We start from the raw sequence: 18,424 nt of genomic DNA on the forward strand, positions 1-18,424 counted from the left end.
AGCTCTATACAATGTTATTTGGAGGAAACACCAGCTATTTGTTCAATCGCTGCCTTTATTCTTTCTTGTATTTCTTGGATTTTGCCAAAATCCATCGCAGAGACATAGATCGCTTCCAGATCATCGTGCAAAGCTTTCGCTTGCGCTAAATATGAAGTAGCCTCGTTCATTTTTGCCCGATATCTCCCGGAAATATCTTTTAATTCTGAGGCATAGTTTTCATCAGTTCCCAGGGTAATCGCCACTTTATACATATCTATAATTTCATCGCCTTCACGGTTGGGGAAGTATTCATGAGGAGCCGTGCTGTCAAAAATCGCAAGACCGATCTCCCTGACAATCACCATATCCAGGCTGTTCGGATCGAAACCGCAATGGTAGATTTCCACATCAAAGCCTCGTTGTTCTGCAGCAGCGGCCAATTTCTTGAGCATCGTTGACTTGCCTGATCCCGGGCGTCCTTTAATAAAATATCGTTTCGTTAAATCCTCAGTGAGGTTCGGTACAAAATCGACGGACCCCTGGGGAGTGGCGGCCCCGAGAAAACGGTGGCGGATGTTAGCTGGCTTATTAATAAACATCTCACCGAAAAATAGTTCCTTCAATTTCATCGTAAGCTGGTTTACTTTGTTGAAGTCCATATTTTCAATATAGATTTTTTCCCATTCATCGTGAATCGCTAGCGCCTCTGCAAATCTGGCATAGGCTGTTGCAAAGGAACTGCTGATTTCTTTTGTAAGCCTGACTATGGCTTCTTTTTCTGCAGCCAGACTGTTTGAATCCCAGGCTTCTCCGAGGTTTACATATTCCTCAACGGCACCCGGGGCCTGTGGTTCAATTACATGGGGTGCCGTGCCGTCTACAATTCCAACCTTAAACTTGGGGATGATGACTCCATCGATGGATTGGTTGTCTGAAGAACAATGCAAAAATTCAATATCAAATCCTTTATTGACCCATTCCTGGCCCACTTTCTTCATAAGTGTGGATTTGCCTGTGCCAGGTCCGCCTTTCAGGATAAATAATTTATCAAGTCCTTGAAGATTTGATTCATATAAACTGTGAAACCCGCGCGCTGTATTTCCGCCTGCATAATAATTTCTGATTTTTCCCGTCAAGTTATCAACACTCCCTTTTTGAAATGTTAAGTATCGTTTCAAATTAGTTTATGCTGGGTTCCCTTTATGGGTGAATGCCTACCGTTTTATTTATGAATTTTTAGCAATCAAACCAAATACAGCTTTTTTATCCCTCAAAAGAGTATTTTTAAGTATTAGTAGTTTCCACCGTCCGGGCTATCACCGCTCCCGCAACGAGCGCCCATACCGGTGCACTGATATGAAGGAACGATACGTTTGACAGCGCCACAATAAAAGCAGCGAGTGCACTTAAGCGATATTTACTTCCGGAAAACCCCATCTGTAAGCTCGACTGCAGGACCCCGATCAGGGCAAATCCAGCCAGCAGGGCAACAAAAGCCTGTGGCAGAGATTGTATGAACGGGACGATCTTCCAGGCAAATGCGCCAAACAATAAGGTGACGGCCCCTGAAACAACAGCAGCCATGTATCGCTTGGATTTAGGCCCCGAATCCGGTCCTGCACTGATCGCGGTCATCATGCCGGCGATATTGGCGGATTGCCCTCCGAAAAAACTGGTGATGATTGAAAAAATCCCGCTAAAGGAAACGATTTTGCGAATAGGTGGATGAAAGTTGGAGCTTTCCAATGCCCCGATTCCCGGGGCTGCATCGTTGCTCAGGATTAACATCGCCAGCGGAAGCGCCAGGGTCAGCATCCCCATCCATGTGAATTCCGGTGTTTGCAATGATGGAAGGAAAAAGGCAATTTGCTGCGATTGGCTACCGAGATTCTCTGTCAAAAACAGAGCCAGGAACGCTGAAGCCACAGCCATCATAACGGGCGGGAAACGTTTGCTATATTTCGTAAAAATAAAAAAACTGATCAGGGCTGCTCCTCCGACCAGAGGCATTTCCTTAGTAGACGGAACCAGTTTGACGACGTAACTGGTGACCAGCCCCGCCAGCATCGCGGCAATAATCTCTTTTGGAACCCATTTAATGATTTTTGTAAAAAGGCCCGACATCCCGACAAGGAAAATCAACACCCCGCTCATCACGTAGCCGCCGATTAACTGGGAATAGGTAAATTGGGACGTCATCGTTGCCAAAAAGGCCACACCAGATATTGAATGGCCTCCAGTGATCGGAATCCGGAATAAGAGCGGCATTAAAATGCCGAAGAGGCCGCCAAAAAAGTAGACAGCAAACATCCAATTAATCGTCTGCCTGTCGGTAAAATTGCCAGTTGCTGCCGCTTCCAGGATGATTAATGCTGGACCAGTCATCACTAAGGTACTGGAAATTAATCCAGAAGATACGTTTTGAGCCGTTATATCCTGGAACAGACTAGTTTTTTTAGATTTCCCTTCTGAACTGGATCCTCTCTGTTTTTCCTCCATACTATCTGGTAAGCCCATCTGATCTACTCCTGCTGTTGTGACTTTTCTAAATAATATAATAATTGGGGCAAGAGTGGATTTTTGTCAAGTTTAATTAAAACGATTAAAGACACTCGGTTACCCTATCTTATTACCTCGACAACTTTTGCTTCAGTTGATCGGACTAAATCGGACAGCTTTCAGCCTGGTTATAATCCCATCTTATCACAGCGATCATGTTGGCTGGATAGAGTAACGCCGTAAAACAAATTCCCAGTGACCCTCTGAATCGCTGTCTTCAAGTCGACTGGGTAGGAAATGACAAGGCATGTCGATGGGCCTGCTGATTTATGTATGTCTAAATCTGCCTGGATGTCTTCCAGTTTGATTTCTGGCAGCAGCTGCCTTACTTCATGGGCAATTCCCTTTGATCCAACTGGAAGGACAGTGATTTCGTCTTGCTCGCAAAGCCATTTAAAAACAGCTAGCGGAACAATGGACTGAGGATATTCCATTACTTCATTTCCCACCAGTGGTTTTCCAATGACAGCCAGTTTATCTTCGCTTAGATTGATCATTTCATAATTGGGAAGATGGTTGCTAATTCCAATTACATTCATCCCCACTGCCGACTGAAGCAGTTCCATGTTGCTTTCCGTACTGCCGGTAACCGGAATATCGATCCCCAATTCTTCCACTCCCTGCTGTATCCCTCCATTTAACGCACTCCACGCCTCTTCCCCGCAAAAGTTTTGCATAACGATGGAAACGGGGTCAGCCCCTGCCGCGATGCATTCCATGACCGCTACTCGAAATGAATAGTAAGCGACAATATCATAAGGAACTTTAACAACATCCTTTTCCTTGAGACCGATGCCCCCGCTGTTATCGCTGGCTATGACAAGAAATTGATGGTTATACGGGATGATCAACGGATCCCTCATCGGTTCATCTCTTTATCGGAAAACAGCTTTTCTATAATAGGAGTAAGTCTTGGAGCCAACAAATGTGCAATCACTAGATTAATAACCGATGCTGCCAGCAAAGACGGCAGCATCGCCATGTAAAACTGCGGACTGATCAAAAATACAAACGGAAGAGGCGCGATTAAAACATTCCCAATCAAGAAAAGCACAGCAGCACTCATTCGTTTTCCGGCAAGGTATAACGTACCGTACCCCCAGGCTAATATAGCCATTTCAAACATAATTAAAAAATGAAAAGGACCAAGGGGCATTCCTCCCAGGATGGCCGAAACGATATGGCCTGCTCCGGCAATGACCGCACCCGATGCCGGTCCCAACAGCACGGCGGCAAGCAGAGCAGGAAAGCTATCGAGGGCAACGCTGCCTATGAGGGCAGGAATTTTGATAAATGCGCCTGCCGCCGAAAGAGCGATAAAGATGGCTGCCCAGCTCAATTTCCTAACAGACATTTTTATTCTCCTTTTCTTTTTCCGTCCCGAAATACGTTCGCACTTCTCACATATTCTACATCCTTTACTCCAAGGCGGAAATTGATGACACGGGCAAGCCCGAAAAAGTAATCTGACAAGCGGTTTAAATACTGCACAGCAACAGGCGAAACGTTTTCATCCTCTTTCATGAGCGAAACCGTCAACCGCTCTGCACGCCTTGTTACAGTCCGGGCTATATGAATAGAGGCAGCTGGCTTCGTGCCTCCCGGTAAAATAAATCTTTCAAGCTCAGGAGCTTCCGCAATAAATATATCAATCCTGCTTTCCAAATGAGAAACAGCTTCTTCCGTCAGCTTTAACGGCCGCTTTTCGGAAACCGAAGCAAGGTCTCCGCCGCAATCAAACAGTTCATGCTGAATTCGTTCCAGGTCTTCGAAAACATCTTTAAACAGGGATGAATCAAGCTCAAGCATGGCCTGACCCACAAAGCAGTTTATTTCATCGACAGTTCCATAAGCCTCGACGCGAACATCATCCTTATCCACCCTTCCACCAATTATGCTCGTTTTTCCTTTATCCCCAGTACGTGTGTATAATCTCATTTTGAATCCTCCTCATTTAATTTGCTTATTTAAACCGTACCAAATTACGTCTACCCTGTCAGCTTTTGATGATAGATCCTGATAGACCCAGCCTGTTAGATCCCGCCATTTCCTATTTCCTCGCTCCAGCGGTACAATTCCTTTTGTAATATCAGTTCCGATCATCACTAGTTGCCGCATCTGGCCGCTTTTTTCCCAGACTTCCCAATCCTCCAGCCTTTTTCTCCAGGTTTCTCTGCAGGTGTGCGTATCCGTTAAGAGACTTTCCTCTTTTATGTACTGCTCGATCCCTTCAAGCACAACCTTATTGGCAACAAGCATGCGTAAATCAGTTGGAAGGTCATTGCCATGATAAGCAGAGAACCAGCGGTCAAACACAAACCCTTTTCCGTTATTATATTCTTTTACCCATCGTGATTTGCCGTTATATGCACCTCCTGTAACAAAATGCAACGCTTTCCCCTCCTCAAATCATCCGTTTTGAAAGTCAGCTCCCAGCCAGTTCCGTGCGTGACGCTCCATTCCCAAAATGCCCTCTCAACGGGGGCAAATTTCATTAATAAATACCGGATCACTCCTCCATGGGTCACGATAGCGGTACGTTTGACTCCCTGTGACATCACTTCATCCATACATGCCTCCCAGCCGCTTTGGATTCTGTCCGCAAACTTCTCATAGTTTTCGCCACCCGGGGGAGTTCTCGTAAAAGGCTGCTCAAGCCAGTTTTGATAGTCACTGTCATCCTGTAAAGCTTGATATGTTTTTCCTTCCCAGGCTCCAAAGTGAATTTCCCTGAACTCTCTCTTTTTTATAGCAGGTATCTTTGGAAATAATATGGCCGCGGTGTCGATACATCTTGTTAAATCGCTTGAAAAAACGGCTTGCACATCGTCCGCAATTTGCGAAAGCTGTTCTTTTCCCTTTCTGCTCAGAGCGGAGTCAGTCCAGCCTAGATACGCTTTTCTTTCGTTTGCAAACGTTAGGCCGTGACGAAATAATGTAACAACCAGATTGTCATCCACAGAATTAATTCAACTCCTTCAACGGAAGCACCCACCACATCACCTGTTATCCCGCCAAACCAACTTACTATCTTTCTTTTTAAAAACAGCAGGAAAAGGATAAATACCGCCAAAAGCGCCATGTATAAATAAAAAATCGTTAGGTTCGTAGACAGAAATACCAGTCCCGGTAAAAGAAGGTAGACAGGATATAGATTAGTACTGGTTTTTCCGGCAGCTTCCTGGAAAAAGTAAGCCAAACCTTCATTCTTTGCCAGCAGTACTTTGGTTAACATAAGCCCCATCGCTGACTTCCCCAAAAAGGGCATCATAACGATCAGGATATACGACCATGGTTTGATATTTTCAACTATTTCATAGAGAAAGAACATCCGGCAGCTCAGAAGCACAATGACAGAGAGTACCCCGAAAGCACCAGTTCTCGGGTCTTTCATAATTTCTAGCCGTTTTTGGATGTCCCGGTAAGAAAAGTAAGCATCGCTTGCATCAATCCAGCCATCAAGGTGCAGACCTCCCGTGCTGATAATCGTCAATAGCCAAATGATAAAGGCTGCGGCAAGCGGAGAAAATGGCGTCCATTCTAATAGCGCATATAAAACAGCTGCATATATGACTCCCAACAGTATCCCAAGCAATGGAAAGGTTTGGACTGCCTTGTTTAGGTAATCCTTTTCCATCGGAAGCTGTCTTCTAATCGGGAAAACAGTAAAAAATTGCAGATTAATAAGAAACCCGTTCCACATTTTCATGTTTCCTGGCCCCAGCCGTCGATGATCTCTTTGACCTTGTCCCATTTTAAAAATGGGTGTATTTGTTCGACAGCTTCATCAAGTTTCTTGAATTTCTCATTAATCATAAAGGTTGTTTTACCAGGGGGTAGCTGCTTCTTCTGTCGCAGCATGTTTAACCACAGCGCCCTCCACTCATCATTGTGAAACAGATGGTGCAGATAAGTGCCAATCAGCCTGCCTTTCTCCTCATAAAACCCTTCCTCTTCTTCTTTATCGAGAACTAAAAAGGGCGATTGTCCATGTTCGGTATTCCAAACGGAATGGCCTAAATGAATTTCATAGCCTTCAAGCAGAACATTTCCCGGTAAGTTTGTCTCTGAATGCAGGCTTCCCATTGTACGGATGGTCTTTTTTTCAGCTGAAAAAAACGTTTTTGCAGGTATGAGGGAAAGGCCTTCCTCTTTCGTCTGCCGAGAACCAGTATCCATCCCTTCTGCATCTATTAATTCTTCACAGAGCATTTGAAAGCCTCCGCAAATGCCGATGATGGTACCGTCATGATGATAATAGTCTATTACCTTTTGTGCTAAACCCGTTTTCTTCAAATAGCGTAGGTCATGGATGGTGCTTTTCGTGCCGGGGATGATCAGGGCATCCGGCTTTCCAAAGGCTGAAGCTTCCTCCACCCATCTGATTGAAACATCTTCCTCATATAAAAAAGGTTCGATGTCCGTGTAATTTGATATATAAGGTAATTTCAAGACAGCCAATTCAATCGACGACTTTTTAGTGTCCGAAAACCGATCGGCCAGTGACAGGGAATCTTCGCCTTCAACCATATGTCCATTGATGTAGGGAATGACACCTAAAACCGGTATTTCTGTTCTCTCCTCAATCCAGGCTACACCGTCCTCAAACAGCCGGATATCTCCCCTGAATTTATTGACAATAATTCCTTTGACACGTTTTCTCTCAGAAGGCGTGAGCAGCTCCAGCGTACCGACAATGCTGGCGAAGATCCCTCCCCTTTCAATATCAGCAACCAGGATGACTGGTACATCAGCGAGCTCGGCCACCTTCATATTTACAAGCTCTCTGTCTTTTAAGTTAATTTCGACAGGAGAGCCGGCCCCCTCCATGATCACCGCATCATACGCTTCTTCCAGCCTGGCAAGGGACTGTTTAATCACGTCGATTCCCTGCTCATAAAAGTCCTCTCGATAGGACATGCCGGATAACGTGCGGAGTGGTTTACCGAAAAGGACAATTTCAGAGCTCTGATCAGATTTTGGCTTTAAAAGGATTGGGTTCATCCAGACAGACGCCTCGGTATTTGCTGCTTCCGCCTGAATACCCTGTGCCCTGCCAATTTCTGATCCATCCACCGTTACATATGAGTTATTGGACATATTTTGTGATTTGAAGGGGGCCACCTTTATTCCTTCATTCGCCAGCAGCCTGCAAAACACAGTGGTAATAAAACTTTTTCCGGCATCTGATGACGTCCCTTGGATCATGATCCCTTTCATTCTGTTTCCCCCTTCATAAGCACTGCACAACCGGCTTCCATTACATAGGCTTTATCTGAATAAAGAACGATTTCCTGATGAAGGCTTCCAATCATTTTCGAATAGGCATTGTTCACTCCGTTGTCAATAATTGGGTCATGAAGTACCTCATTGCTCACAATAATTAGGCAGGATGCATGCTCCCTGATCTCAGTGATTCCCTCGATTATCTTCCTCTTTACCGACGCAAGGAAGGTTGGGCTTTTCCATTCATCCATATTTTTCGTATAGGGGAACATTTCATTATTTAGTAAAGTAGTCAGACAATCAAGAAGTACGATACTGCTTGAATCTAGTCGGGGTATCGCCCTTTCTATGGCCACCGGGTATTCCAAAGTCATCCAGGCTTTGGGACTACTTTTCCTGTCATTTTGGTGCCGGGCAATCCGCTCATTCATTTCCGCATCACCGGAACGCCCGCAGGCAATGTAAAATAGCGTGCCACTTCTTTTTTTAGCCTGGGTGATAGCCAGCTTTTCCGCAAAGCTGCTTTTCCCGCTTCTTACTCCTCCCGAGACAAAAATCAGTGATGATTGCGCCATTGCCTAAAAACCTCCACCAGTCGTTCATTATCACGTTCGCTTTTCACCGCAAACCTTAGCCATTTTCCGTCTAGCCCGGGAAAATTGAATGTATGCCGCGGAACGATTCCGTTTTGAAGTAAAAATCTTAATAGGGGTAATTGATCAGACTTCTTACTGTCTCTTACCAAGTAAAAATTAACCTGGCTATCTGAAACTATGAAGTTATTATTTTTGTAAAAACCATTTAACTTATACCGCTGCTGTCGGATAAGATTTTTGGTCTTTTCCACATGTACCTTATCTTTTAAGCTAATTTCACCAGCCATAAGGGCCAGGCTGTTCACGCTCCAATGGGGGCGATATCTCTTGATTTGGCTAATGATTTCCGGATTGGCCAGCAGGTAGCCCAGTCTTAGCCCTGGAATCGCATACATTTTTGTTAAAGACCGAAGGATTAATAAATTGGAATAGTCTTTTATGTAAGAAGCATAACTAAAGTCTCGTTCCAGGAAATCATGAAATGCTTCATCAATGATTGTAAAAACGCCGTGCTTTTGGCAAGCCTTTATCAGCTTTAAAACAGACTGTTCCTTGAAAGCTACTCCAGTCGGATTATTTGGCGTGCAAATAAAAACGGCATCCACCTGTTCAAGTAGGGGAACAAGTGGCTCGAGCCGGAGCTCCCAGTCCCCTTCCTCCAGAATATGATAGGTCACGCGGCAGCCTGACGACATGCACGCCTGTTCATATTCGGAAAATGCCGGCTGGATGATCAGGACTTTCCTCCCTGATAAAAACCGGGCAACAAGAGTAATAAGCTCTGCTCCGCCATTGCCGACTAGAATTCTATCCTCTGGCAGTTCCTCGCTTTTGGAAATTAGATTTACTAGCATACCAGCCCGGGGGTCGGGATATTCGTTTACTAAATCAAAGAAATCCGGCCATCTCTCTTTTAATTCAGGAGGCGGGCCGAGCGGATTAATGTTTGCGCTAAAATCAATGATCTTTTCAGGCTGGGTGATTTGCAGTGATTGATAAAGATAATGAGGATTAGATCCATGAGAAGGCAAAAGCAACCGTTATTCCTCCTAACCATAATAGCAGCAGAAAGGTAAACGCTGTCCGCTGCATGAGCGTGATTGATTTTTGAATATGGAAAGATTGGATGTTTACTAGGCGTTCCCCCATTTTTGCCCGGATCGAAATAAGACCCTTATAGGAATTGATGCCCCCAAGCTGGATTCCCAGAATAGCGGCCGTTGCAGCTTCGCACCAGCCGCTGTTCGGGCTTGGATGCTTTGGAGCATCGCGTAATGTTATTTTCCAGCAAACCTTAAAACCATTTACCTTTTCCCTCATGCTTAGCAGCATCACCAATGCCGTCAACCGGCTTGGAATCCAATTCACAAGATCATCTAGCCTTGCGGAGGCCCAGCCGAACTGTCGATACTTTTCATTCCGATAGCCAACCATAGAGTCACAGGTGTTGATTGCCCGGTAGGCAATGGCGAAAGGAGCTCCTCCAACAGCGCCCCAAAAAAGAGGAGCCGTCACCCCGTCACTCGTATTTTCTGCGACTGTTTCAACCGTGCCGCGAACAATCTCGCCTTCGTCAAGCTTGTCTGTGTCGCGCCCGACTATGTAGGAAAGCCTGGCTCTTGCCTCAGTTAAATCATCCTTACTTAACGGATCATAGACTTCCAGCGCCGCTTCTTTCAGGCTTTTTTGGGCAATTGCAGTCGATATCAGGATTGCCTCCCAAATCACTCCTGCGACCGGATGGATTAAATAAGCTCCATATACGGTTGCAGCGGTTGGAAGCACAACGGTTGCCAGTACGGTGCCAGTCATAAGAATACCCAGCAATTTTTTGTTGCTGCCCTTATTCCAGCGCTTATCCAAAAAGCCGATCAATGTGCCCATCCATTTGACCGGATGCGGCCAACTTTTGGGATCGCCAATCAGCAAATCCAATACATAAGCAAGGGTGACAGCAAGTAAATGGTATAAAATTATCATAAGGAATGCCTTTTTTTATATCTTTTAAGACTTGTTGTTGTACACTCATAGATTCCTTTACTTACCAAGTTCCCAAGCAGTGTGATTGTTCCGGCATATTCAATAGTTTCACCTCTTTGGGCGGCAGCAATTAACAGGCTGTCGGTTGACGTTCCTGTCGCAATTGTACCCGTTATCGGATCCCTGATTTCCAAATCGAGTAAGGCTTTCACTTTTGCTTCCGTCGCCGTAACCATAGCTTGGACAAACGCAGCTTCGGATAAGTGGCCGTTAATGAACACCCATGTATTAATCGTGCCTGGTGCCAGTTTACTGCTCATCCTTTGACTGCTAGTCGCATCAACAGCATTCCCGGTGCCAGCGGTCACAACGATGAAAACGGAAATTTCACCTTCCTGGTACAATTGGAAAGATGCATCATTCAAGTTCACCGCAGTCATCATCCCTACCGTTTCCTCACCGGTAAACCCATGTGTGCCCAGATACTCTTTCATTTCCTGAACGGGATCACTGCAATCATAATTTTGATCGACATGTCGGTTAATGAAGGTATGATGCCAGCCAAAACCAGCACCTGTTACCCCGGAAGACAAAGTTCTCAGCGGCTTTGGCGCTATTAGCTGAATATGGTCATCGTTCACAGTCAGATATTGTTCATTTATCTCGATGTTATTGCGGTTCTGAGCGGTTTCTTCAGGCAGTAAAACGATTTGCGGCTTTGGTACCGCCGGGTGGGCCAGTTTCTCAATACTTGTATGATAAACAGCTGTAATCCTTTCTTCCCGGAGAACCTCGATCGGTGTTCCGATTTGGTTAACTTGACCTTTTTCAAGCAGCAGCAAACGGTCGCAATAAAGACCTGCCAGATTTAAATCATGAAAGATGGAGACAACCGTTAACCCCCTTTCTTCCGTCCAGTGCTTTAATTGATCGAGCAGCTCTTTTTGAAAAGAAAGGTCGAGATGGTTGGTCGGTTCATCCAACAGCAATATTTCCGGTTCTTGCGCAAGAGCCTGGGCAAGGAAAACACGCTGTCTTTCCCCACCGGAAAGTTCGTCTAAATAATGGTCCTGGAAAGCAGTAATCCCCGTTTGCGCCATTGCCTTCTTTACCATTTCTTCGTCTTCGGTGTTCCAGCTTTGCAGCCAGCTTCTTTGGTGCGCGTATCTGCCCAGGGAGACGGTCTCTTTGACAGTATAGGAAAAGGTCTGGGCAGAGTGCTGAGGCAGCACGGCAACAATCTTCGCAAGCTCTTTCGCTGTATATGCACTGATTTCTTTCCCTTTGATGCTGATTTTCCCATGACCGTACGGCATTACACCACTCATCATCTTTAACAATGTCGTTTTCCCGCTGCCATTTGGCCCGAGAACGCCGAATAATTCACCCTTATGTACCTCAAACATTATATTGTGCAGCACCGTTTCTCCGCTGTACCCGCCTGACACATTCCCGATGCTGAGGAGTTTAGTCACCTTCGCTCACCTCTTTTCCTTACCAAAATGGCTGCAAAGACCGGAGCGCCAATAAGGGCCGTAATAACACCGATCGGCAACTCAGTCGGCGCAATCACCGTCCGCGACACAAGGTCTGCAAGTATCAAAAAACCGCCGCCGATTAATATCGATAGAGGAAGCAAGTGTTTATGGTCAGGCCCCCAGAGAATTCTGATTAGATGAGGAATAACCAAGCCAACAAAGCCAATCGTCCCTGATACCGCTACCGCTGCTCCTGTCAATATTGATCCGGCACTAAGAACGAGCATTTTTCTTTTTTGTACATTGACCCCTAAGTGCTGCGCCTGCTCCTCGCCAAACGACATCGCATTCAATTCACGGGCACTAAACAGGAGCAGCAAGGACCCAATGATAAAGAAAGGAAGCATAATGTTAATGTAATCCCAGCCTCTCATCGATACGCTTCCCAACAGCCAGCCAATGATCTGCCTTAATTCGTCACCTGTCAAAGCAATCATCAACGAAATAAACGCTCCTAAAAAAGAACTGAAAATAATCCCAGTCAAAATGATCGTTTCTACCTTCATGGAACGGTCGATTTTACGTGCAAACAGCAATACCACAAAAATCGTCACGAATGATGCGGCAATGCTTAAAAGCGGCAACGTAAATAAACCAATGACCGGCAGCGAGATCTGAAAGAACAACGTGACTACTGCCCCTACCGAAGCACCGGATGAAACACCCAGTGTATACGGATCCGCAAGCGGGTTGCGCAATAAGCCTTGAAAAGCAGCGCCAGCTATCGCAAGAGACGCTCCAATTAGTCCTGCAAGAATGACCCGCGGCAAGCGGATATTCATGACAATATTGGTGTACATGGGATCAATTTGGTCTCTGATCGGGAGACGAAAAGCCTCCTGGCCGATAATCTTGATTATGTAGGAAATCGGAACAGAGACTGTTCCGATTGAAATGCCAATTACCATGGCACAAATAAGGAAAACTGCTGCTAGCAAATAAGCAAGCCATTTATTACTTAGTAAATGTGTCAGGATATACTGCCTTCGCAAGTTCCTCTACTCCTTCAGCAAGCCTTGGACCAGAGCGGGTTACTAGGTCTGTATTCAATTCTACCACCTGATTGTTTTTAACAGCGTTCACTTCCTGCCAGCCTTTTCGGGTCTGGATTTGCTTGATTGAATCAGGGCCATATGTGGTGATAATGACGTCCGGGTTTGTTTTAATGATTGCTTCCTGATCGATCTTCACCCAGCCCTCCTGGTCTCCTGCTGCATTTTTTGCATTAATGATCTGAAGCATGCTATCCATGAAGGTGTTCTTGCCAGTTGTATAAATTTCAGGCGCTGGAGAGACTTCAATATAGGCTGTTTTTCTGTCAGTCTCAGAAATTTTGGCTGCTTCCGCCTTTATTTCTTCAAATTTTGCTTTCATTTCTGCTATGACCTTTTCGGCGTTCTCTTTTTCTCCTGTGGCCGTACCAATCATATTGATCGATTGATAGACTTGCTCAAAGTTTTGTGCATCATTTACAACAATCACTTTAATTCCTGCATCACTTAACTGCTGAAACCCCTCTTTTGAATTATGTGCTCCTGAAGCATGAGCCAATACCACATCCGGCTTTAAAGAGATGATTTTTTCTACATTAAAATCCATTCCGCCGATTTTTTCTTTTTGTTTGGCGGCTTCGGGATAATTATCAAAATCCGAAACACCGACAATTTCTTTATCCAATCCTAAACTGAAAGCAATCTCAGTGTTGCTTGGAATCAAGGAAACAATCTTTTCAGGCTTCTTATCAATGGTCACCTCTTGATCCATCGCATCTTTGATCGTTACCGGAAAGGCAGCTTCTTCACTTTGTTCCGTTTTTGGTTTTCCCTCTGAATTCGCTTTTTCCTCTTTTCCCTGATCATTACCACAACCAGCCAAAACACCCATCGCTAATAGAATGAAGACTAAAAATGAATACAACCTTTTCATCCAATACATCCCCCTGTTTTATAATGTGACCCTTGTTAAATCTCTAGCAGAAACCAGTCCGAAAGCGCAAAAAAATCCCCAATAATCATCGGAGATTTTAATATGGCCAGGAAAAAGGGTTACCCAAAATACTGCCATACACCTCCCCATCCTCGCAGGTATTACTGGTGCACGGAATACAGGCAGGTCTCCTGGCTTATGGTCATCGTTTACGGCACCTTCCCATATATTACATACAGTGGTATTTTACCGCATACTCCCATTTACAGTGGCGGGACCGCGTTGGTATTTCACCAACTTCCCTTTTAAGTCTATTGAAAGACACCCAGTTCCGTTTCTATGTATGAAATTTTCTGCTAAGGATGATTATACACTAAAAAAAAACAAGCAGTAACAATTTTCGACTATTTCAAAAAAGGTACGAAGTAGGATATAAAAATCATTTTTCAAAATGTACTTTTCTTTCTTACCAATCACTGTAAAATAAATTATATAATCTAATAAAAGGAGAAGTGCTAATAACTTCTTAATTTATCCTTTGGCCGTTTATTTATCAAATTTGAGCTTGGCCAGTGCATCCGCCAGCGCCGTATTGATTGGTTCGTCTCTATTTTGCTGCTTCAGATAGGTATTGACATCTCGTTTTGAAACATTTTGATGTTTGTTCTTGCTTCTTCTTTCGTTGAAGGAGGACAGCTTTTCACGGTGGCCGCATTTGCAGACAAAAATCTGGCCTTCTCCTTCGCCGCGCAGTTCAAGCTTTTTATGGCATTGCGGACATCTTGCGTTGGTAACCTTCGAAATCCCTTTGCGATAACCACATTCCCTGTCCTGGCAGACAAGCATCTTCCCTCTCTTTCCATTTACCTCAAGAAGGAGCTTGCCGCATTCCGGGCACTTGCTGCCGGTTACGTTATCGTGCCTAAATTTCTTTCCGCTGTTTTTAATGTCTAAAACGATATCCTTCGCATAATCCTTCATTTCCTGGATAAAGGCCTGCTTTTTAAGCTTCCCTTTTGAAATCGCCGTCAGCTTCTGTTCCCACTGTGCCGTAAGGGCAGGAGAGCGCAATTCCTCGGGAGCCAAATCAAGCAGCTGCTTACCTTTTGAAGTCACGAAAATGCCTTTTCCTTTCTTTTCAATAAGGAAGGTATTAAACAGTTTTTCGATAATATCTGCCCGTGTTGCTACTGTACCGATGCCGCCTGTTTCTCCAAGGGTCTTGATCAAATCCTTGCTTTCTCCATTCATAAAACGAGCGGGATTTTCCATAGCTGACAGGAGCGTCCCTTCATTAAACGGTTCCGGCGGCCTGGTTTCCCCATTTGTTCTCGTGACAGAGGAAATATTCAGGATATCACCTTTTTGGACAGCCGGAAGAAGCTGCTCTGACAGTCCGTCCTTTGATTCTTCCTCATCAAACTGGTGGTCATACACTTCTTTCCAGCCTGCTTTTAATACCACTTTCCCTTTGGCAGCAAAGACTTCACCGGCAATACTAGCCTTTATCGTTGTCTGTTCATACTCAAACGGAGGCATAAGCACAGCAAGGAATCGTTTTACGACCAAATCATAAATCTTGCTTTCCTTATCGCTCAATTTACCCGGGAGCGGCGTCTGTTCTGTCGGAATGATTGCATGGTGGTCGGACACCTTGCTGTCATCGACAAATGATTTATTCGCATTTATCGGATTACGTAAAATTTTTGAAGCAAACATAGCATATGGCTTAATGCTCACAGCCTGGAGCCGTTCCTTCAATGTATCAACAAGATCCGTTGACAAATAGCGTGAATCGGTCCGCGGGTACGTTAAAACCTTATGGCCTTCATATAAACGCTGCATAATGGACAGCGTTTCCTTCGCGGAATAGCCGTAGCGTTTGTTGGCGTCTCGTTGTAATTCGGTTAAATCATAAAGCTGAGGGGCAAAGCTTTTTTTTCGTGTTTTGTCTACCTCGATAACCTCAGCCTTCTTACCAGATGCTGCAGCCGCTATTTTGTCTGCCTTATCCTTATCGAATGTGCGGATATCCTTCGTCTTGCTGTCCTGCCAGACCAGCCTGAGCTTTCCGTCAACTGCGGCTGTCACGCCATAATAAGGTTTCGGCTGAAAACTTTTGATTTCCTCATCACGTCTGGCAATCATCGCAAGCGTCGGTGTCTGGACACGGCCAGAGGATAATTGGGCATTATATTTCGTCGTCAGCGCCCGCGTCGCATTCATGCCGACAATCCAGTCAGCCTCCGCTCTCGCTACCGCGGAAGCATACAAATTTTCGTATTCCTTTCCGTCTTTCAGTTTATTAAAGCCATCTTTTATCGCCTTATCGGTAACCGATGAAATCCAAAGCCGTTTAATCGGTTTTTTCACGTGCGCTTTTTCAATGATCCAGCGGGCGACAAGCTCCCCTTCACGGCCGGCATCTGTCGCAATGATAATGTCTTTTACATCATTGCGGTTCAACTGCGTTTTTACAGCATGAAATTGCTTGCCTGTCTGTTTAATCACGACCAGCTTCAATGAAGGTGGAAGCATCGGCAGGTCTTCCAGTTTCCAGGCCTTATATTTCTCGTCGTAGCTTTCAGGATCCGCATGGGTAACAAGATGGCCCAGGGCCCAGGTAACAATATATTTATCGCCTTCAATAAAGCCATTGCCCTTCTTGTGGCAGTTAAGAACTTTAGCTATATCCCTGCCGACCGATGGTTTTTCGGCCAGCACTACAGTTTTGCTCATCGTAACATCCTTTCAAATTGCTGTGTTTCTTACAATACATTATCTCATAGAATGCACGAGAGAGCGACGAATGACCCTTGCTTTTCCATTTAGTTTTAACATGGAAGGATAGCAATCTGCCAAAGATTTTAGTATGATGGAACTTGGATGTTTTTTAAACTTACGTGGAGGTTCAGAGAAAAATGAGCTTACTTTCTATAGATAAATTGAGCCATAGCTTCGGTGACCGTACTCTTTTCAAGGATGTATCCTTTCGCCTGATGGCCGGGGAGCATGTCGGATTGGTCGGGGCAAATGGTGTTGGGAAATCTACCTTAATGAATATTATTACTGGCGAGTTGATCTATGATACCGGCCGAGTCGAGTGGACACCCGGTATATCGTACGGCTACCTGGATCAGCATACTGTTCTCACAAGAGGCAAAACCATTCGCGATGTGCTTCGTGATGCTTTCTTGCCTTTGTTCGAACAGGAAAAAGCCCTTAATGAAGTGACTGAGAAAATGGGAACGGCCACCCCTGAGGAATTGGAAGAATTGCTTGACCAAATGGGACAAATCCAGGATAAGCTGGAGGCAGGCGGCTTTTATAATTTGGATATAAAAGTGGAGGACGCAGCCCGCGGGCTCGGGCTGGATGCAATCGGCCTTGACCGGGATGTTTCCACACTAAGCGGCGGCCAGCGCACGAAGGTTTTGCTTGCAAAATTACTTTTAGAACAGCCAGAAGTCCTGCTTTTGGACGAGCCGACCAACTACCTTGATGTGGAGCATATTCGCTGGCTGAGCAGTTACCTGAAGGAGTATCCGCATGCCTTCCTATTGATTTCGCATGATACGGAATTCATGAATGGTATCGTGGATGTTATTTTCCAACTCGAGTTTACAAAGCTGACACGCTATACGGCAACTTACGAAAAGTTTCTGGAATTAGCTGAGATTAATAAAAACCAGCATATCAATGCATATGAGAAACAGCAGGAATTCATTAAAAAGCAGGAAGATTTCATTGCTAAGAATAAAGCACGTTATTCCACTACTGGACGCGCCAAAAGCCGTCAAAAGCAGCTGGAACGCTTAGAACGGATCGACCGTCCTGAAACAGCGATGAAACCGACCTTCGATTTCAAGGAATCGCGCGGAAGCAGCCGCTATGTATTTGAGGGTAAGGATCTCGAAATCGGATATGACCGTCCGCTTCTTCCCAAGTTGACGATGACAATAGAGAGAGGAGAAAAGATCGCCATAGTTGGCTATAACGGTGTCGGTAAATCCACCTTGCTGAAAACGATCCTTGGAAAAATCCAGCCGTTAAGCGGCTCCGTTGTGCTCGGTGATTTCCTGTATCCGTCCTATTTCGAACAGGAAATGAAAGCAAACAGCATCACTCCTATTGATGACGTTTGGAATGCCTTCCCGCATCTTGATCAGCCCCAGGTTCGCAGGATCCTCGCACGAGTGGGCCTGAAAAATGACCATATTACCCGCCCGTTAAATCAGCTGAGCGGCGGCGAACAGGCAAAAGTGCGGTTATGTAAGCTGATGCTAAATGAAAGCAACTGGCTGCTATTTGATGAGCCGACAAACCATCTTGATGTGGTCGCAAAAGAAGAATTGAAACGGGCGATGAAAGCCTATAAAGGCACAATTGTCCTTGTCAGCCATGAGCCTGACTTCTATGAAGATTGGGTTACAAAGGTATGGGATGTAGAGGAATGGGCTAATGAGGATTAGTCCTAAATTTAATAAACTATATTCAATGATTTAACGGCTTCATTTATCGTGTGCAATGCATTCACAATACAATTCAAATCAAAAAAAGAGCTTGGATAACGTAATAAAGCCGTCCAAGCTCTTTTATATTGGCTGTTTTCGTATA

General features: G+C 45.0%; 17 protein-coding genes and 1 riboswitch. Of the genes, 1 reads left to right on the top strand and 16 read right to left on the bottom strand.

What is annotated here, in order from left to right:
* Nucleotides 1–14: 14 nt before the first annotated feature.
* The 16 genes from ELQ35_RS04275 to ELQ35_RS04350 form a co-directional block, all read right to left on the bottom strand.
* Entirely contained in the window at nt 15–1,118 is a 1,104-nt protein-coding gene (locus tag ELQ35_RS04275) for a PRK06851 family protein (protein WP_126863594.1), read from the bottom strand.
* Nucleotides 1,119–1,266: 148 nt separating this feature from the next.
* Complete coding sequence (locus tag ELQ35_RS04280) at nt 1,267–2,499, bottom strand: benzoate/H(+) symporter BenE family transporter (protein ID WP_126863595.1); 1,233 nt, start codon at nt 2,497–2,499, stop codon at nt 1,267–1,269.
* Nucleotides 2,500–2,669: 170 nt separating this feature from the next.
* On the bottom strand, nt 2,670–3,404 hold the full coding sequence (locus ELQ35_RS04285; RefSeq protein WP_126863596.1) for an ATP-binding protein: 735 nt from the start codon (nt 3,402–3,404) through the stop codon (nt 2,670–2,672).
* Complete coding sequence (locus ELQ35_RS04290) at nt 3,401–3,895, bottom strand: ECF transporter S component (RefSeq protein WP_126863597.1); 495 nt, start codon at nt 3,893–3,895, stop codon at nt 3,401–3,403. Before ELQ35_RS04290 ends, ELQ35_RS04285 begins: the two co-directional genes overlap by 4 nt.
* 2 nt (nt 3,896–3,897) lie before the next feature.
* Nucleotides 3,898–4,479 carry a cob(I)yrinic acid a,c-diamide adenosyltransferase gene (locus tag ELQ35_RS04295; RefSeq protein ID WP_126863598.1) on the bottom strand — a complete coding sequence of 194 codons (582 nt, stop codon included), beginning with the start codon at nt 4,477–4,479 and terminating at the stop codon, nt 3,898–3,900.
* A 12-nt stretch (nt 4,480–4,491) separates the two neighbouring features.
* On the bottom strand, nt 4,492–4,932 hold the full coding sequence (locus ELQ35_RS04300; RefSeq protein ID WP_126863599.1) for a bifunctional adenosylcobinamide kinase/adenosylcobinamide-phosphate guanylyltransferase: 441 nt from the start codon (nt 4,930–4,932) through the stop codon (nt 4,492–4,494).
* Nucleotides 4,884–5,501 carry a histidine phosphatase family protein gene (locus ELQ35_RS04305; RefSeq protein WP_126863600.1) on the bottom strand — a complete coding sequence of 206 codons (618 nt, stop codon included), beginning with the start codon at nt 5,499–5,501 and terminating at the stop codon, nt 4,884–4,886. Before ELQ35_RS04305 ends, ELQ35_RS04300 begins: the two co-directional genes overlap by 49 nt.
* Nucleotides 5,459–6,250: an adenosylcobinamide-GDP ribazoletransferase gene (gene cobS / locus ELQ35_RS04310; protein WP_246025964.1), complete on the bottom strand. Its 792-nt coding sequence runs from the start codon at nt 6,248–6,250 to the stop codon at nt 5,459–5,461. The genes ELQ35_RS04305 and cobS overlap by 43 nt, the downstream gene beginning before the upstream one ends.
* A complete protein-coding gene (locus tag ELQ35_RS04315; RefSeq protein WP_126863601.1) occupies nt 6,247–7,761 on the bottom strand; it encodes a cobyric acid synthase in 1,515 nt (504 codons plus the stop codon). The genes cobS and ELQ35_RS04315 overlap by 4 nt, the downstream gene beginning before the upstream one ends.
* Nucleotides 7,758–8,342, bottom strand: coding sequence for a bifunctional adenosylcobinamide kinase/adenosylcobinamide-phosphate guanylyltransferase (locus tag ELQ35_RS04320; protein WP_126863602.1), 585 nt, complete (start codon nt 8,340–8,342; stop codon nt 7,758–7,760). The genes ELQ35_RS04315 and ELQ35_RS04320 overlap by 4 nt, the downstream gene beginning before the upstream one ends.
* Entirely contained in the window at nt 8,324–9,400 is a 1,077-nt protein-coding gene (gene cobD / locus ELQ35_RS04325; protein WP_126863603.1) for a threonine-phosphate decarboxylase CobD, read from the bottom strand. Before cobD ends, ELQ35_RS04320 begins: the two co-directional genes overlap by 19 nt.
* The gene (cbiB, locus tag ELQ35_RS04330) at nt 9,375–10,340 is read right to left on the bottom strand and encodes an adenosylcobinamide-phosphate synthase CbiB (protein ID WP_126863649.1); all 966 of its coding nucleotides are present in this window, start codon (nt 10,338–10,340) and stop codon (nt 9,375–9,377) included. The genes cobD and cbiB overlap by 26 nt, the downstream gene beginning before the upstream one ends.
* Nucleotides 10,340–11,749 carry an adenosylcobinamide amidohydrolase gene (locus ELQ35_RS04335; RefSeq protein WP_126863650.1) on the bottom strand — a complete coding sequence of 470 codons (1,410 nt, stop codon included), beginning with the start codon at nt 11,747–11,749 and terminating at the stop codon, nt 10,340–10,342. The genes cbiB and ELQ35_RS04335 overlap by 1 nt, the downstream gene beginning before the upstream one ends.
* A gap of 65 nt (nt 11,750–11,814) precedes the next feature.
* The gene (locus tag ELQ35_RS04340; RefSeq protein WP_126863604.1) at nt 11,815–12,873 is read right to left on the bottom strand and encodes a FecCD family ABC transporter permease; all 1,059 of its coding nucleotides are present in this window, start codon (nt 12,871–12,873) and stop codon (nt 11,815–11,817) included.
* Nucleotides 12,836–13,807 carry an ABC transporter substrate-binding protein gene (locus tag ELQ35_RS04345; protein WP_126863605.1) on the bottom strand — a complete coding sequence of 324 codons (972 nt, stop codon included), beginning with the start codon at nt 13,805–13,807 and terminating at the stop codon, nt 12,836–12,838. Before ELQ35_RS04345 ends, ELQ35_RS04340 begins: the two co-directional genes overlap by 38 nt.
* A gap of 164 nt (nt 13,808–13,971) precedes the next feature.
* Nucleotides 13,972–14,151, bottom strand: a riboswitch (cobalamin riboswitch).
* A gap of 202 nt (nt 14,152–14,353) precedes the next feature.
* Nucleotides 14,354–16,546 carry a DNA topoisomerase III gene (locus tag ELQ35_RS04350; RefSeq protein WP_126863606.1) on the bottom strand — a complete coding sequence of 731 codons (2,193 nt, stop codon included), beginning with the start codon at nt 16,544–16,546 and terminating at the stop codon, nt 14,354–14,356.
* Nucleotides 16,547–16,728: 182 nt separating this feature from the next.
* Between ELQ35_RS04350 and ELQ35_RS04355 the strand changes: the two genes are divergently transcribed.
* The gene (locus ELQ35_RS04355) at nt 16,729–18,279 is read left to right on the top strand and encodes an ABC-F family ATP-binding cassette domain-containing protein (RefSeq protein ID WP_126863607.1); all 1,551 of its coding nucleotides are present in this window, start codon (nt 16,729–16,731) and stop codon (nt 18,277–18,279) included.
* The last annotated feature ends 145 nt before the right edge of the window (nt 18,280–18,424 follow it).

Origin of the sequence: Peribacillus cavernae, assembly GCF_003989135.1 — a bacterium.
GTDB classification, from domain to species: Bacteria; Bacillota; Bacilli; order Bacillales; family DSM-1321; genus Peribacillus; species Peribacillus cavernae.